Origin of the sequence: Nitrososphaera sp., assembly GCF_013388945.1 — an archaeon.
Taxonomy (GTDB): domain Archaea; phylum Thermoproteota; class Nitrososphaeria; order Nitrososphaerales; family Nitrososphaeraceae; genus Nitrososphaera.
Genome location: NZ_JACAEH010000021.1, coordinates 74,138 through 89,552, shown reverse-complemented (window position 1 = coordinate 89,552; position 15,415 = coordinate 74,138). Strand labels below are relative to the sequence as shown.

The 15,415-nt window shown below is 52.2% G+C and carries 22 protein-coding genes; 8 read left to right on the top strand and 14 right to left on the bottom strand.

Features of this window, described 5'->3' with window-relative positions:
• Nucleotides 1–135: 135 nt before the first annotated feature.
• The 4 genes from HXY31_RS10365 to hsp14 all read right to left on the bottom strand — a co-directional run bounded on the left by HXY31_RS10365 (nt 136) and on the right by hsp14 (nt 3,613).
• Complete coding sequence (locus HXY31_RS10365) at nt 136–792, bottom strand: hypothetical protein (protein ID WP_292642730.1); 657 nt, start codon at nt 790–792, stop codon at nt 136–138.
• A 2-nt stretch (nt 793–794) separates the two neighbouring features.
• Nucleotides 795–1,610, bottom strand: coding sequence for a hypothetical protein (locus tag HXY31_RS10360; protein WP_292642728.1), 816 nt, complete (start codon nt 1,608–1,610; stop codon nt 795–797).
• 161 nt (nt 1,611–1,771) lie between these two features.
• Entirely contained in the window at nt 1,772–2,746 is a 975-nt protein-coding gene (locus HXY31_RS10355) for a plastocyanin/azurin family copper-binding protein (protein ID WP_292642726.1), read from the bottom strand.
• Between the two features lie 477 nt (nt 2,747–3,223).
• Complete coding sequence (gene hsp14, locus HXY31_RS10350) at nt 3,224–3,613, bottom strand: archaeal heat shock protein Hsp14 (RefSeq protein ID WP_292642724.1); 390 nt, start codon at nt 3,611–3,613, stop codon at nt 3,224–3,226.
• A gap of 75 nt (nt 3,614–3,688) precedes the next feature.
• Here hsp14 and HXY31_RS10345 point away from each other — a divergent pair, with 75 nt between their 5' ends.
• Complete coding sequence (locus HXY31_RS10345; RefSeq protein ID WP_292642722.1) at nt 3,689–3,871, top strand: zinc finger domain-containing protein; 183 nt, start codon at nt 3,689–3,691, stop codon at nt 3,869–3,871.
• Here HXY31_RS10345 and HXY31_RS10340 read toward each other — a convergent pair whose 3' ends face one another.
• Nucleotides 3,872–4,549: a hypothetical protein gene (locus HXY31_RS10340; RefSeq protein ID WP_292642720.1), complete on the bottom strand. Its 678-nt coding sequence runs from the start codon at nt 4,547–4,549 to the stop codon at nt 3,872–3,874.
• A gap of 220 nt (nt 4,550–4,769) precedes the next feature.
• Here HXY31_RS10340 and tmk point away from each other — a divergent pair, with 220 nt between their 5' ends.
• The 3 genes from tmk to pyrH are packed head-to-tail and all read left to right on the top strand — an operon-like array spanning nt 4,770 to nt 7,317.
• Nucleotides 4,770–5,360 (top strand): dTMP kinase, encoded by a 591-nt coding sequence (gene tmk, locus HXY31_RS10335; protein WP_292642718.1) that lies wholly within the window; start codon nt 4,770–4,772, stop codon nt 5,358–5,360.
• Nucleotides 5,361–5,387: 27 nt separating this feature from the next.
• Nucleotides 5,388–6,644, top strand: a complete 1,257-nt coding sequence (locus HXY31_RS10330) for an HD domain-containing protein (RefSeq protein WP_292642716.1) — start codon at nt 5,388–5,390, stop codon at nt 6,642–6,644.
• Nucleotides 6,634–7,317 carry a UMP kinase gene (gene pyrH / locus HXY31_RS10325; RefSeq protein WP_292642714.1) on the top strand — a complete coding sequence of 228 codons (684 nt, stop codon included), beginning with the start codon at nt 6,634–6,636 and terminating at the stop codon, nt 7,315–7,317. The genes HXY31_RS10330 and pyrH overlap by 11 nt, the downstream gene beginning before the upstream one ends.
• Here pyrH and HXY31_RS10320 read toward each other — a convergent pair.
• Nucleotides 7,314–7,631: a hypothetical protein gene (locus tag HXY31_RS10320; RefSeq protein ID WP_292642713.1), complete on the bottom strand. Its 318-nt coding sequence runs from the start codon at nt 7,629–7,631 to the stop codon at nt 7,314–7,316. The genes pyrH and HXY31_RS10320 overlap by 4 nt on opposite strands.
• A gap of 38 nt (nt 7,632–7,669) precedes the next feature.
• Nucleotides 7,670–8,416 carry a metallophosphoesterase gene (locus HXY31_RS10315; protein ID WP_292642711.1) on the bottom strand — a complete coding sequence of 249 codons (747 nt, stop codon included), beginning with the start codon at nt 8,414–8,416 and terminating at the stop codon, nt 7,670–7,672.
• 175 nt (nt 8,417–8,591) lie between these two features.
• Between HXY31_RS10315 and HXY31_RS10310 the strand changes: the two genes are divergently transcribed.
• Entirely contained in the window at nt 8,592–9,155 is a 564-nt protein-coding gene (locus tag HXY31_RS10310; RefSeq protein WP_292642709.1) for a hypothetical protein, read from the top strand.
• Nucleotides 9,156–9,195: 40 nt separating this feature from the next.
• Nucleotides 9,196–10,221, top strand: a complete 1,026-nt coding sequence (locus tag HXY31_RS10305) for an isocitrate/isopropylmalate dehydrogenase family protein (protein ID WP_292642708.1) — start codon at nt 9,196–9,198, stop codon at nt 10,219–10,221.
• On the opposite strand, the gene HXY31_RS10300 is transcribed toward HXY31_RS10305, so the two are convergent.
• Genes HXY31_RS10300 through radA form a run of 6 tightly spaced genes read right to left on the bottom strand, consistent with a single transcriptional unit; the run spans nt 10,211 to nt 13,710 of the window.
• Nucleotides 10,211–10,726, bottom strand: coding sequence for a methyltransferase domain-containing protein (locus HXY31_RS10300; protein WP_292642885.1), 516 nt, complete (start codon nt 10,724–10,726; stop codon nt 10,211–10,213). The two genes, HXY31_RS10305 and HXY31_RS10300, sit on opposite strands and share 11 nt — an antisense overlap.
• Nucleotides 10,726–11,424, bottom strand: coding sequence for an rRNA adenine N-6-methyltransferase family protein (locus HXY31_RS10295; RefSeq protein ID WP_292642706.1), 699 nt, complete (start codon nt 11,422–11,424; stop codon nt 10,726–10,728). Before HXY31_RS10295 ends, HXY31_RS10300 begins: the two co-directional genes overlap by 1 nt.
• The gene (locus HXY31_RS10290; protein WP_292642704.1) at nt 11,425–12,036 is read right to left on the bottom strand and encodes a DUF655 domain-containing protein; all 612 of its coding nucleotides are present in this window, start codon (nt 12,034–12,036) and stop codon (nt 11,425–11,427) included. It lies immediately after the preceding gene.
• Between the two features lie 29 nt (nt 12,037–12,065).
• Complete coding sequence (locus HXY31_RS10285) at nt 12,066–12,401, bottom strand: RNA polymerase Rpb4 (RefSeq protein WP_292642702.1); 336 nt, start codon at nt 12,399–12,401, stop codon at nt 12,066–12,068.
• The gene (locus tag HXY31_RS10280; RefSeq protein WP_292642700.1) at nt 12,398–12,697 is read right to left on the bottom strand and encodes a hypothetical protein; all 300 of its coding nucleotides are present in this window, start codon (nt 12,695–12,697) and stop codon (nt 12,398–12,400) included. The genes HXY31_RS10285 and HXY31_RS10280 overlap by 4 nt, the downstream gene beginning before the upstream one ends.
• Before the next feature lie 35 nt (nt 12,698–12,732).
• Nucleotides 12,733–13,710, bottom strand: coding sequence for a DNA repair and recombination protein RadA (gene radA, locus HXY31_RS10275; protein WP_292642698.1), 978 nt, complete (start codon nt 13,708–13,710; stop codon nt 12,733–12,735).
• Between the two features lie 119 nt (nt 13,711–13,829).
• On the opposite strand from radA, the gene HXY31_RS10270 reads away from it, so the two are divergent.
• Together HXY31_RS10270 and HXY31_RS10265 are read left to right on the top strand one after the other, a co-directional pair.
• The gene (locus HXY31_RS10270; protein ID WP_292642696.1) at nt 13,830–14,387 is read left to right on the top strand and encodes a methane monooxygenase/ammonia monooxygenase subunit B; all 558 of its coding nucleotides are present in this window, start codon (nt 13,830–13,832) and stop codon (nt 14,385–14,387) included.
• Nucleotides 14,388–14,465: 78 nt separating this feature from the next.
• The gene (locus HXY31_RS10265; RefSeq protein WP_292642694.1) at nt 14,466–15,086 is read left to right on the top strand and encodes an HD domain-containing protein; all 621 of its coding nucleotides are present in this window, start codon (nt 14,466–14,468) and stop codon (nt 15,084–15,086) included.
• Here HXY31_RS10265 and HXY31_RS10260 read toward each other — a convergent pair.
• On the bottom strand, nt 15,083–15,388 hold the full coding sequence (locus tag HXY31_RS10260; RefSeq protein ID WP_292642692.1) for a hypothetical protein: 306 nt from the start codon (nt 15,386–15,388) through the stop codon (nt 15,083–15,085). The genes HXY31_RS10265 and HXY31_RS10260 overlap by 4 nt on opposite strands.
• Between the last annotated feature and the right edge of the window lie 27 nt (nt 15,389–15,415).

Sequence of the window (15,415 nt, the reverse complement as noted above, 5' to 3'; positions counted from 1 at the left end):
CTATCTTACAGATTTCGACTGCACTGACATGACGCTACAGGCTCCGTCTTCTGACAGACTGTTCAAAGCTATGCGATTACTCAATTAGGCAATACGAAGATACGCAGTTAGGATAGTGCTTAGATCCTTGAACTCCTACTTTATGCTTCTTGCTATGGCTAACAGGTCTGAGAGACTCTGGTTATCGTTGGCAAAGAGGACGTACTCTATGTTATCATCGTTGTTGTAGAAACCTAATACAGCTTGTCCATGGAATGGCTCTCTGTGAATTATAGTGCCATTTAGACGTACAATGCTCTCGGCATCATACGGTTCCCATCCAGTGCCCTTGTAACCATTGACATCCACTGGCTGAACTTTTGCCACTATATCACTTTCAGGATTCGTAGCATAATCCAAACGTTCTTGCTGATATTTCTGCGGATCCAACGGTTCTTCTGGCTTTATGACGTGGATCTTCAGCTGATTGCCATAGTAGTCAAATTCTGATGAGGGCCCACAAAGTGGATGGTCTGCATAGAGAAGCTCCACATGTGATGGCCTATTATCGATCGCTGCTTGTAACTCATATCCTTCGGGTAACGCTGAGGGTTGTTTTACTTTCCAGTCAGGGGATAGTGCTACCCCTTCCAAAGAAGATGGCGGGCAATGACTACCTACTTCAGCCTCGGCGCTACCATCATTGTTCTTGGTCCCGTTCATCAAGCCGCTAGCAAATAATGTCCCGCCTAGGAGTGCCACGGCAATTGCTATCGGAACGCCAATGCTGAATACTCTAGTATGGGTATTCATATCTATGGTTGCCCCGCTTGTGAAGCTTCTCCGTATGGCTCATAACTCGGCTGGCTCGTACTACAACTATTCGATGTATATGTTCTAGGTCCGAATCCTACCGCATTCATTCCAGACACATATTGTATGACATAGTTTCCACCATACGAACATTTGTAGTTTGAATATGCTGCATCGCTGAAATTTTCCCAGCCTATGGTATAAGGATAGTTAGTCAGCTTGTATCTACTCTGTAAGTTGTACATGTAGCCGTACAAGTCATTGCTGCCTGAGCTATACGAAGAAAATGTCCTTGCAATAGCTCCAATATTTGATGCACCCGAGATTGTACTGCCGGTAAAGCAGACTGTGGTAGAGGGCGTCTGGTAGGCAAAGGCTACCCAACACCTACTAGTGGGATTATCGTTTTGCTCCTTTACTTGGGCATTGATGTTTGTATTCAGAGGTATCGAGTTGTATAAATCATGATTTGGGTATCCTCCAAACTTGAAGCGGTACACCATATCGTAAAACGTCGATCCATCATGAGTGTAATATCCGGCTCCGACGGTCCCACCGTATTGTGATGCATCGTTAATATAGATCATATAATCCCTATGGTTACCGAAACCAGTAGGACTTACATACGGATTCTTTACGGAAATTGCACCCCCTATTCCCAGCTCATACCTGTCAGTACCATTCTCGGCGCCCTGCATTGCACCATTTGCGATTGCCGCCGCCGAAGGTACATAAGCAAAAGACATCAATACAATCAAACTGAGCGACACCATGGTGTATATCACCTTTTTTGGTAATATAGCGTCCATCATCTCCAATAATGTAATCACTATATATAAACATACTGTAAATAGATACTATTAACTATCTATAGTGATAGTCCACATTACTTGATATAGAATGGGCGCGGACTATCGTCGTATGCGGGTAATGATAATAGGACTGCTCTTGCTCTGGAGTTCTACAATTTAGATATTGATCATGTAAAGTTTTCAATAATTTCTATAGTGCCTCTCATCCAGGGATGTATATCGCAATGGTACTGATAAGTTCCGACATCAGGGAATACATACTCATATGTATCGTTAGGTTCAACAAGTCTCGATTCAAATCTGCCAATTTGCTTATTGGAATAACCGTTATCTGAAACTACGGTATGTGCGACTTCGTCGTTATTTGTCCAAACAACTCTATTATCGATGCCTATCGATGACCTAGCGAAAGTTGGAGAGTATCCAACATTATTATCAGGATTTGAAGCGCCTCTCTCAATGCTGATGTAACGTGTTTCAGGAGGGACGAAGTGTTGTTTGAATAACTGTGCTATCGTCTTGTTGTCAAAGGTAACATTTGGCATTGGCTTTCTGTTCTTTGCATAGTCTATGCTATTCCAGACTATCTTTCCTGATTCTGCATCGACTAGGTAATAGTAGTCGTTAGACGGAAATTGCTCTGGTTGAGGAGTCACCGTAATTTCGGCCATGTATATCAACCTGTCTTTTGCAGCCCATCCAAACCCTCCGCCAAGACAAGTGAGCGAAGGCTCATCGCATCTTTTCTTGAACGAATTATCTGTTGCGTTTATGTCATATACAGTACCATTTGCATGGAAGAAGATTAGTGGAATCTGAAGGAGCTCTGGAAATTGCTTGACATGCTCAAAACTCCAGCTCCAGCCTATCTGTCTTCTATAATCCATATACTCTGGGTCAGAATATCCTTGCAAAGTAAAGTTGTAGTCAAGATGGGATAGCCGAATTTGTTGTACTTCTGACAACTCAGTTTTAACTTCGTTTTCTATAGTTGCCAATGCTTCTTGTTGTGTTATTTTAGGCTCGGTTAGAATTTCTGAGTGAAAATGACCCGGCTGTGAAAAGACGCTACTCAAGTAGAGTATAGAAAACAGTGCTCCAAGTCCTAAGACAATGACAAGTGCGCTTGAAGAGTCTGCCACAACCTCAATGACTCCGCAGATTCTTTTGAACTTTTATCCAATCGCTTCTAGGCGGTCATTTCTCTTGGGGTGTTCGCTGGCATAGAGAATGCAGACAAAAATCGTAAATAGAATGAGCAACTAGTCTGGCTGTCTGGCATGCGAAAAAGGCCGCATGGTTTGCAAATGTCGGCATGAGTATCGCGGCTTTTGTACAGTATACAATTGCAATGACTTTTTGGGCAATTATTCACAAAAATTGCACATTTTTCTGTGCTCAATTTTATGCACATACAATTTCCGCAGGGGATAAATTGTATCAATGATGCACGCAGTACCAGAATCTCGACTTGAAATGGCGGTAGAACGCCCATGTACGCATTTTAAAATTGCACCATTTTTTCGTGCTCAAAATGGTGCATTGTGCATCATTTTTTGCATGCTGCACCGGAAACACTGGTCATGCGCTCACGCATGCGTTGGAGTGCCCAGAGATAATTACGATATCGGGATGCTCGTTGCGCCCGACGGCATCGGTATCCTGAGCGTGACCACGCCGTCGACGTAGGTCGCCTTTCCGACCACCTTCTCGTCTTCTTTGACGTGCAGGGGCAGGATTATCTTTTTCTCTATCCTTTGCGGCCTGTGCCTCTGGTATATAGTCCCCTTTGCCTCTGCAACGTCCCTCTTGGCGCTTATCGCAAGTATGTTGCCCTTTATCTTCAGGGCGATGTCCTTTTTCGCAAACCCTGGCAGGTCGATGGTCACGACAAGCTCGCTGTCCTCCGACACCATGTCTATAGCAGGCATCACAAACTCGTAGAACTCCCTTGACCTGTTGTCAAGCTCGCGCGCCAGCTCTTTGACCATGTACCTTCCTATGCCCATGGCGTAAATCCGCAAGCTCGGTATAAATCCTTTTTAAAAAAAAGTAAAAATAGTGCGAAAGGGTAGCGGCTCTACATGTACTCTGGATCGTACGACATGCCCAAGTGCAACTCGTGCGGCAGGGACGTCCACCCCGGCGAGATGTCGGAGAGTTTCTCCTGCCCAAAGTGCAAGAATGCAAGGATATGGCGCTGCGAGGGCTGCAAGGGCAGGTCCAAGGAATACAAGTGCTCGGCCTGCGGCTACAAGGGCAAGTGATCAGGTCAGCACTTTGAAAAAGTTCCTTGCAAGGTCTTTTTCCTGATCCGCAAAAGAGATGAACGCTTCCACCAGTTCTTTTTCAACCGCTATCTGCTTTGAGATGACAGAGCGCAGCTTTTTCGTGTCAAGGGGCGCAATGCTGTTTATCTCGCCCGTGCTGTAGGCGTAGATGTACTCGTTTATCATTTTCGCCACAAAAGAGGGCGCGCGGTCAATGAGCAACAGCAGGCCTTCCTTCATCGCCCTGCAAGACGCGTCTGACGCCGGAAGCGACGACACGTACGACTTGAACAGCTTCATACGGTGATCTCCAAGCTCTTCTATCGACGACGCCACCAGGAGGCCCGTATCGGTCAGCTCGTAGAACGGCACCCCTTCAAGCTGCAGCGCCTTTGGACCCCTCCTCAATGGCAGGCGTCCGCCTTCCTTTACCACGCCGGCGGGTATCAGCACCTCGTCGAGGTCGCGGAATATGCCAGAGTAGATGTTCTGCCACAAAATGCCATGTTGTTCTGCGATCGCATGGGCTATCGACGTCCTGGTGCGAAGCTCGGGGCTCTGCTCGGTTGCAAGGTGCGCAATTATTCCCCTCTGCCTCTTGGCTTCCCCCGTGAACTTGTTCCTGCGCGTCTTGAAGGTGTCAAATATGGCGATGTTGGACTTGTCGTCCTTCAAGAATGCTCTCCCCCAAGCACGTTCACCTTCTTACAAGGCTGATATTATTTTAATTTGTTGGTAAGATGTTTGTTTGTTGTGTTTTTCTAGCAGATATTCTTTTAAATTGTTGGTATTTTGGATTAAATTCTCGACAAAAATGCTGTGCAAAATCTCACAAACTGCCTCTGGCATCAATTATTCAACAGCTTTTTATTGACGCGTGCATTGACCTTCGACGGTGGCAAGAGGCAAGATAATAGTCCTTGAAGGCACCGACAAGGCCGGCAAGACTACACAGTCAAGGATGCTCCAGGAAGCGCTCAAGGCGCTCGGCAAGATATGCGTGGTAATCGACTTTCCAGACTACACGACTCCGATAGGCATGGAGATAAGGGCCTTTCTGGACGGCAGGCGCGACTATCCTGCAGAAGCCAAGCACCTGCTCTTTTCTGCAAACAGGTGGGAGAAAAAGAAGGAGATAGAGAGCATGGCAGAAAACGGCACCATTGTCGTCATGAACAGGTACTGGCAGTCAAACCTCGTCTATGGCGTGTCAAACGGCATGGACGCAGGCTGGCTCCAGCGCCTTGACAAGGGCCTGCCAAAGGAGGACGCAGTCATCGTGCTCCTCGTAAACCCTGCCACCTCGAAAAAGAGGGCAGAGACTCCAGACACGTTTGAGACAGACGAAAAACTTGCAGCGGCTGCGTACAAGAACTATGTCAAGTTTGCCAAGGCCTTCAAGTGGAAGGTTATAGACGGCTCCAAGAGCAAGGAGCAGGTCCACCAGGAAATACTGAAGATAGTCAGAAAGATAGTGAAAGTTTAATTCGGCCCGGCCCTTTTGCATCTTCACTTGGATTTTGAAGGCGAGATAACAGACCCGATACACCGGTCAATCAGGTTCACCGGCGCCGAGCGGGACATAATAGACAGCCCCGTCTTTCAGCGGCTGCGCAGAATAAGGCAGCTTGCAGGCGCGCACCTCGTCTACCCGAGCGCCCAGCACTCGCGCTTTGAGCACTCGCTTGGTGCCATGCACGTTGCAGGCCTTGCAGGTGAGAGCCTTCTTGCCAAGGGCCACATCGACAACGCGGACGTCGTGCAGGAATTACGTTTGGCGGCGCTTTTGCACGACATCGGCCACGGCCCGTTTTCGCACCTCTTCGAGGAAGTCCTTGAGACAAAGACAAGCACGAGCCACGAAGAGATCGGCAGGCGCATAATTGCCAAGAGCGAGATAGCAGACGCCCTTTCAAAAAACGGCTACAGCGCAGACCACATTGCAGGTCTGTCGTTTGGGCAGTCAAAGACAGGATTTTTGAACGAAATAATCTCCGGCGGGCTTTCTGCCGACATCATGGACTACCTTCCCCGCGACGCGTATTTCACCGGCGCAGAGTACGGCAAGGTCGACTATTACAGGCTCGTCAGCTCGTTTGAAGTCGCAAAGGGAAGGCTTGCAATAGACCGGTCCGCGCTCAATTCCTTAGAGTCGATGCTGATATCCAGGTACGAGATGTTCAAGGCCGTCTATTTCCACAAGACGGTCAGGTCGGCAGAAGTGATGCTCCTGCAGTCGATGATAGCAGGCGACGACGAGCTCGGGCTTTCAGACACGTCGCTTGACAACTACCTCTCGCTGACAGACGAGGCGACGCTTGAGAGGCTGTGCGCGCTGCAAGGTATCGCCGGCAGGCTAGCCCGTGACTACCGCGACAGGCGCCTGCTAAAGTGCGTGTATGAGAGGTTCCTGCACAAGCGCGAGCGCAACAAGCGCATGGACAGAAAGGCGCTTTCAAAAATGGAGGAGGAAATTGCGCAGACTGCCGGCGTCGACAGGTCGCTTGTTTTTGCAGACGCGTCAAGGGCGTCGTCGATGCCGCTTACCCCGAGCAAGCAGGAGATGAGCTTTGTGCTGGTCGCCGACAAGACGGGGGTGCAGGAAGTGCCGGTTTCAGACATCCCGCTTGTGGACTCGATATCGGGTTTCTTTGATATGCTCAGGATCTACACCACTGCAGAAAGCAGGCAGAAGGTCGAGCGATCTGTTAAAAAGGTGCTGGGGGAGAAGGAGACTCTGGGGATAGGGGCGGGAAGGCATGGAAGGTAAAGAGCGCGTCGTCATAAAGCTGTCCGGCAAAGTGTTTTCCGACGAGACCGGCGCCGAGATAAGGAAATACGCCAAGATGCTTGCAGGCATGTCCGCCAAGATACAACCTGTGGTGGTCGCCGGCGGAGGCAAGATAGCCCGGCACTACATCGGAATCGCCCGCGGCTTTGGGCTTGACGAGGCGTCACTTGACATCATGGGAATACTGGTCTCGAGGCTCAACGCAGGACTTTTGGTGGCAGCCCTTGGGAAAAAGGCGCACCACGCGGTGCCCGAAGACTTGGAAGAGGTGACGCAGGCAGCGGCAACCGGCAAGATAGTCGTGACAGGGGGCTTGCACCCGGGTCAGAGCACCAACGCGACAGCTGCGCTCATCGCAGAAAAGGTGGGCGCGACAAAATTCGTGAACGCCACCGACGTAGACGGCATATACGACTCTGACCCGCGCTCCAACAAAAGGGCGAAGATGTTCAGAGAGATAACGGTCAAGGAGTGCAGGACGCTCCTTGGCGGCGAGAACTCGATGGCAGGAGGCTACGACCTGATGGACATCGTCGCGCTCAAAGTCATCGAACGCTCAAAGATCCCCACGCTTGTAATAAAGTCAGAGCCGACAAGGATCAAAGAAGCGGTGCTGAAAAACAAGGCAAACGGAACCCGGATAATCGTCTAGGATACAGTCTTTATCTCACCCTTGAACTCGGGCATCCCGTCGGCAAGCATTTTCTGAAATATCTCCTCGCCCTCTTTTATCGGCATGGGCTTTGACTGGGCCTTGGCGTAGCCCTGCGCGTCGCAGACAAAGAGCATCGCCTCGTCGCCCCGGGTCAGTTTTCCTGCAAGTTCCTCCTCACCCACCGGCTCAAAGCTGTCGCCTGACTGTCTTATGGTGTAGGTGAGCATGGCAAAGCCGGTGTAGTCGAACAGCCGCATCTGCGCCTTTTGCGCGCGCTGCTTACCAAGGTGAGCGGCCTTGTGGTACTGCAACAGGAGCTTTTCTGACGTGGCAGGTATAAGCATTTACACTAGCCTGATTCGAGGAAAGGCTTGTACTGCTCCACCAGGTCTGCGAGCGGGAAGCGCTTCTTGCCCACTATCTTGATGTCGACGCGCACCTTGCCCTTCTCGACTTCGATGATGTTGTACGAGTTTTCAAAGAACCCTCTGAATCGTGTAGAGGATGCAGTCCCGGCGTAGGCTATCTCTAATGGCCCCAGGTTCCACACCCACGGCCTGTGCTTGTGGCCGCAAAGCACCAGGTTGACCTTTGACTGGAGGCACGTCCTGAGCGTGTCGCCGGCGTCAAGGATAAGGATCTTGTCAGTACCCGTGTCCGGGATTCCTACAAGGTGGTGGTGCATAGCAACTATCTTGACCTTGCCTTCATATTTTGAAAGCGTCTTTTCCATCCACACGTTCTGCCTGTAACCCACCTCGCCCTCGTCCCTGTCAGGTCTCGCCGTTCCAAGCGTAAGCAGCACCGCGTCGTCAAACTCGTAGACGTGCTTTGTCGGAAAGAACTTTTTGAACAGCAGGTAGCCGGTGTGTCTGTAATCGTGGTTGCCGGCAACCACAATGATGTCGGGGCATTCAAAGCGCTTTATCTCCCTGCTTGCCTTTTCAAACTGCGGCAGTATCCCTTCATCAGTCAGGTCGCCTGTAATCACTATGGCGTCGGGCTTGAGCTTGTTCACTTCATCAACGACGGCATCAAAGGCACCCTGCACAAAGAGGCTTCCAACGTGTATGTCTGACAGTTGCACAAGTCGCATGAGCTTGGCATCATTGCATGCCGGCTGTATATAACGTTGCAAGTACCAAATGCTGTCATCTTGTACTGAAAAGATTAGCCTTGATTAGACGCGGCTTTAGCCCTGTATAATTTGTGAGCAGGTTTGACGTCAAAGGCAATGTTATATTACCGCCCCAATCTCTACAGAAAGAGAAGTGCCGAAGCGCAAGATAAAGGAGGAGAAGCCCAAAAAGAGGCTCGGCAAGAAGGAAGTCCTCATTGTGCCGATAATCATGGGCGCAGCAACTCTCGTCGCGCTTTTGGTCAGCCAGCTTGCGCCTCCTCCCGACCCTCTCTCGATCTGCCTGAAGAACCACAACATAGAGACATTCCAGCTCTACCCGAGAATAGAGATGGTAGTCGACGGAGAGCAGACGTTGCTTCCGGACGGAATAGGCAAGCAGCCCAAGGACGGCCAGGAATGCCTGCGCCCGATACACACTGACGAAACGGGCAACACGGTGCACATCGAGTACATCAGGCCAATCAGGTTCACGATGGCCGACTTTATGAAGATCTACCAGGCAGGCGGAAACTCCATAACAGTCGTCAGCAACTCGACTGGCACCAACGTCGAGCAGGTCCTAGACCTTGACGACTATGACATCCAGTACTCGTATTATTCAGAGAACAACGAGTTCACCCCGGTGCCGTCTGCAGCCGACGTCCCACCGTTTAGGGACAACATGGTCGTGAGGGCGCAACTCACTCACAAGTAAGGATAAAATAGAGAAGACAAACCCCTGCATCCTGATTCACTTGGCTACCAAGACTGCTGCCATTATCAGGGGCGACGGAACCGGCCCCGAGCTTGTCAATGCTATGATAAAGGTCCTCAAGGCCTGCAACACCAAGATGGAGCTCGTCCAGTGCGACGCCGGCTCTGAATGGTGGCAAAAGAAGGGCGGGGACTCGTACATTTCGCCAGAAGTGTGGAAGCTGCTCGAAGATTCTGACGCGTGCTTCAAGGGACCCACCACAACAGTCCCGGTCCCAAACGCGCCGCGCAGTGTTGCTGTCAGCATCAGGATAAAGTTCCAGCTTTACGGCAACCTGAGGCCGATAAAGACCTACAAGAACGCGGAAAAGCAGCTGGACTTTATCTGCGTCCGTGAGGCAACAGAGGGCCTCTATGCGGGCATCGAGTTCAAGACTTCAGACGACTCGGCCATTGCCATCCGCAAGATCACGAGGAAGGGCTGCGACCGCATCGCGAAAAAGGCGTTTGAGGTCGCCAAGGACTACGGCTGGAAGAAAGTAGTAGCGATAACAAAGCGCAACATACTGAAAGAGACCGATGGCATATTCTGGTCGTCGATTGAAAACGCGGCAAAACAGTTCAAGGGCATCGAATACGAGGAATACTACATCGACAACATGACCCAGCAGCTTGTCAAGAACCCCGAGCGCTTCAACCAGAACGTCCTTGTCAGCACCAACCTGTTCATGGATGTGATATCAGAGTGCGCTTCTGGCAACGTCGGCTCGATAGGAAACGTGTACTCGGGCAACTATGGCGACGACTATGCGATGTTCGAGCCGGCCCACGGCAGCGCGCCAAAATACGCCGGCAAGGACAAGGTCAACCCCGTCGCGACAATCCTGTCGGGCGCATGGATGGCAGACTATCTTGGCGAGCGCGCAGTATGCAAGGCAATATTTGCTGCGACTGAAGACGTCATAAACGAGGGCAAGTACGTCACCTACGACCTCGGAGGCAAGGCGTCGCTCTCGCAGATGTCAGATCAGATAGCCGCAAGGGCTGCAAAACTGCTCAAAAAGTAAGCTCGAGCACCGAAAGGCGCTCAAAAAACAGCCTCTTTTCTTTTACCACCTTTTTCTTCAAGCCCTTTTCTGCCAGAAAAGCGTCAAGAGCTGACTGGTCGGACCTTGAAGATACCACGACTAACATTGCGCCCTGTCTTGAAAGTAGCGGTAGCGCCGACTCGATAAAGTGTATGGTGGTTTCGACGCCGGTGGACCCGCCGTGGACCGTCGCGTCTTTTTTGATGTCGTCCGGGAGGTACGGAGGGTTTGCGACCACAAGGTCGAACCTGACATTGGAAAGAGCAGACGCCGCGTCGCAGCAGACAAGCATCGGCTTGCGGTTCCTGCTCCTGCAGTAGGCAAGCGACGCAAGGTCGATGTCGGTCCCTGCCACGTTTTGGAAGTTTGCCGCAAGCTCTTCTGTCACGGCGCCCGAGCCGACACCTATCTCAAGCGCCCACGCCCCGCGGTATTTTGAGGTGCACTCTGCCAGGAGAAACGTGTCAGGCGCAGGGGCGTACATCACAGGGCAAGCTCCATTATTTCAGCCGGCCCGAGCTGGCAGATGCGTCGTTGCCCAAAGTCTGCGCTGACGCCCATTTTTGCCGCAACAGCCGACGCCTTTTTGTTCCTTTTTGAAAAGAGCAGGTTTGCCTTGCGTATCTGCTGCTTGCTTACAACGCGGACCTGTTTTGCCCTCAGCACAGTTGATGCGACCTTTGGCCGTGGCTCAAACGCTTCGGCGCCCACGTCAAAAAGCGGCTCTATTGAAAAACAATAAGACGCAATCGCGGTTATCGCACGGTAGTTTTTTTCGCCCGGCCTTGCAAGGAGCTTTTCTGCAAACTCTTTTTGCACCATGACTATCGCCCTGTCAAACTTTCGAGAGACCAGCCACTCGAACGCGTCGCGGCTTTTGGAATATGGCAGGTTTGAGACAAACACGTCAAATTTGACGTCTTCTCTGAAAAGGTTCCTGTTGACGAGCTCCAGGTTAGGGATCTCCATCCTCCTTGCGCGGGCGAAAAGCTCCCTGTCAACCTCGTACGACAGGACGCGCCCGGCATACTTGCACAGCTCTTTTGTCAGGACGCCGGTTCCAGTCCCTGCTTCGCAAACCGTTTCGGTCCTGCGCAATCCGCAAGCCTGTACTATCTTTTCAAGCACAGACCTGTCTGCAAGGAAATGCTGGCCCAGCCTCTGTGTCCTGGTTCGGGGCAATTACTTTCGCACGAAGAGGTTCATGCGGGCCTGGCCCATTATCTCTTCGATTATCCTCTTTGCTATCAGCTTTGCAGGCTCGCGCACGCCCACCCGGGTCTGGAGGTCTGCAAAGCTTTCAAACGGCTTTTTCTCCCGCTCTTTTATTATCGTCATCATGTACGTTTTTCCGATGCCCGGTATCAGCTCCAGCGCGTGGATGCGCGGCGTTATCGGCTGCGACATGTTGATGTATTCCACGAATCGCTTCTCGTTTGCAAGCACCACCTTTTCGACGATGGTCGGAAGCTCGTTCTTTGCAGACTGGGTGACGTCGTTGTAGTCCATGCGCCCAAGCACGCTCATGACCTTGTCGCGGCCCTCCCTTCCTATGTACAGGCGCTCGCCAACCTCGAAGGTGGAATTCTGCACGCCCAAAAGCTCCAAAAGAGTCAGGCGCTCCTCACCTATTGCCTGGACTATGACTCCCTCCCTGCCCCGGACGGTGGTCGATTTCCCTCGGGGGGTGTAGTCGAGCACGTAGGCGTACTCCTCGTACTTTCTCTGGCCGTGTTCGTGGCCGGCCTCCCTAGAATGGGTATGGCCCGGATCCTGCGGTGGTGCTCCTGACAATCTGTATCCGACCTATAATGTTGTGCAGGCTATTTATCTTCGCTGTCGGCCTTCAGGATGGCAAGAATCTTTTCAAGAGTCTCTGTGAGTATCAGTTTCTTCCAGCCAAACGTAAAAGCGCGGAGCTCCTCAAGCGTGGTCGGCATAACATTGACGACCTCGACTGCCTCTTCCTGGGTCAGGTCGCATTCTTCGACCAGCTTTTTGACCATCTTTTGCGCCTTCTTGCCCTCGGTCTTGGCGAACTTTGTAACATAGTCAAAGGTCCAGCGCTGGATCTGATCCATGTCGTCGGCCTTGACCTCTCCCAGTATGTCCTTAACCTGGGCTGTCGTGATGATCTCCCGCTTTAGTGTCTCTGTCATGCCTTTGCCTCCGGCGCCGACAATGGCTTTACGTGGTTCAGCCGGGTCTGGAGGAACTTTTCCTTGTCGCCAAACATAACGGACACCTTTAGCGTGCGCTTGCGGACTTCGGTTATCACACCTATCCTGCCGTGGAAGCGCCTGTGCGGGGTAGTCGAATGCTCCCTCGGGTCGACATCGACGATGACCTTGTCGCCAACCTTGTAATCGTGAAGCAGGTACGATATGCCCCTGACCACGTTGTCCTTTGTCAGGATTGAGCGGGCTTTCCTGCGCGTGCCGTGCGATCTTGGCATATTCAGTATGCAAGCGCAAAAGCCTTAATTTAAGTCTAGTCTCCGACGTCGGCTATGCCCTTGTCCGCAAGCGTGAACAATATCTCCCGCTCTGCGTGGTACGGGCTGTCAACCATCCTTGCTATGCGGTTCTTGCCCGACGAGCGCTTCAGGTATATCCTGTAGGTGCTGGTGTGCGCCACCACGTTTCCGCCGGTCGGCCTTGCCGCGTCGCCAAAGTACGCGTCCGGCGACGACTGGATCTGGTTCGTAACAACCACTGCCACCTCGTATGTCTCTGCCAGCCTGACCAGCACGTGCATGAACTTGTTGAGGCGCTGCTGGCGCTCCGAAAGCGTCGCCCTGCCCAGAAACTCTGCCCTGTAGTGCGCAACGGCAGAGTCGACGACTACAAGCTTTATCCCCTGCTCCTCTATAACAGGCCCGGTCTCTTCGATTATCAGCTCCTGGTGGGCGCTGTTGTACGCCTTTGCAACTATGACGTTTTCAAGCGCCTTTTCGTGGTCAAGCCCGCGGGCTTGCGCTATTGAAACGATGCGCTCGGGCCGGAACGTGTTTTCAGTGTCTATGTAAAGCGCCTTGCCTGAAAGGCCGCCCTGCGACCTGCCCTGCTGGACCATCACGCACAGCGTGTGACACAGCTGCGTCTTACCAGTGCCAAACTCGCCATAGACTTCGGTCACGGCCCTAGTCTCGATGCCGCCGCCAAGCAGGTCGTCAAAGTTCCTAGCGCCGGTTGATATCCTCTGGCCTTCCTTGCGGCGCTCGTACAGGCTCGTGGCGGTGACAAAGCTTTTGTCAATGACGCCAAGCTCTTCAAGTACCATCCTGGCCTTGTTGCATATCTCGACAGACTCGTCCATCTCCATGCCCGTAGCCTCTGCGACATCGACGGGACCCCTCACAAGCAGGTCCTTTATAGAGCGAAATCCTGCCGCCTTTAGGCGCTTCTCTGTGGCCGGACCTATCTCCTCTATTGCGGTGAGTGCAAGGCGCGAGCTTTCCTCTTCCAAGACTGTCTGACAAAAGACGCCCTTTGCTGACTAATTAGCATTGCAGTGCAAGAGAAGCGCAATCAGGAGCGAAAAAGTATATATCTTTGTTCTTTCTGGTATGCCTAAGATAGAGGGATATGATGCAAAGCAAGACATTGATCGTAACGGCTCTTGCAACGGTCATGGTGCTGTCTGCAGTCGTCGCCTACTTACCTGCAGCCGATGCGCACGGTGTTCAGGCGCAGCTGCAAAGCAGGTTCGTAAGGATTGACAACGAGCAGTTCTCCGACAACACCCTCCAGACAGGCGAAGAGCTCACCGTAAGTGGTCAACTGAAGAGCTTGGTCAACAGGGACCTCAGGGGCTGGCTCTCTCTGTTCAGCGAATCTGAAAACGCTGGCAACAGATGGGAGTTCCTCGCAAGAGACCCGCCAGGCAACATCTTCGACATCCCGGCAGGTGCGACAGTGGACTACGCCATAACTGTCAAGGCGCTTGAACCAGCGACTTACCACGTCCACACGCAGCTCAACGTTGAGCACATCGGTCCGGGTCTGGGCAGGGGACAGACGGTGGTCGTCACAGGTGAGCCAATACTGAAGCCAATCCCGTATGGTAACATTGTCTACCAATGTATACTCATCGGCGCTGGCCTCGGCGTAACCTTCGCGACAAGACCGTGGCAGGTTATCTAAGAGCGCAAGCTCCCCCTTTTTCCTTTTCATTTTCTCTTTAGCAACTGCTTAATACTCCATTTACTGCTAGCTGTGCCGATGCTCGACGACCTCCGGCGACAGGTTGAAAAGATGCTTGAAGGCCGCGACCCCGGCCACGACTTTGAGCACATCATGCGGGTCTACAAGAACGCGCAAAAGATAGGCGAGGAGGAGGGCGCCGACATGAAGGTGCTCCTTGCGGCTGTCCTCCTGCACGACCTCGTCGTGTACCCGAAGGGGAGCGCCAAGAGGTCCAAGTCTGCAGACGACAGCGCCGACATTGCAGAAAAGATACTCGAAAAGCGCGGCTGGCCCAAGGCTACGATAGACAAAGTCAGCTACTGCATCAGGACGCATAGCTACTCAAAGAGGATAAGGCCAGTCACGCTTGAAGCCAAGATACTGCAGGACGCAGACAGGCTGGATGCGCTTGGCGCCATAGGGATTGCGCGCACGTTCAGCGTCGGGGGCTCTGAAAACCGCAAGTTCTACAACCCCGGCGACCCTTTCTGGAAGTCGAGCAGGGAGCCCGACGACACGGTCTGGACGCTTGACCATTTCCAGGCAAAGCTTTTGAACCTGCAAAACACGCTCCACACAAAGACCGCCAGAAAAGTCGCCAAAGAGCGCACCAGGTTCATGCGTCAGTTCATCGGGCAGCTTGCAAAAGAGATCTAGGAATAGTCTACGAAATACTTGTGGCGCTTTTCCACGTCCTTGTTCTGGCCGGCAAGCACCTTTGCTATTTCTGCCTCAAGCGCCTTTCTGGCGTGCTCCTTGAACTTTTCTGCGTCAGGCGTCGATGGGAAGGTCGAGATGGTGTATTCAAAGTGCTTCATGAACTCGGCTACCTTTGCGCGGTACTCTTCGAGGCTTGGCTTCTTCTTCTCTATCCGGAACCAAGCAGTCGCGCATGCAGTCGAGTAGAGCTTGGCGTGCTCCTCGACAAGCCTGTCGACTTCGAAAAAGTCCTCGCGCACGGCCGGCTTTTGCGCGCCTGTGCGCTA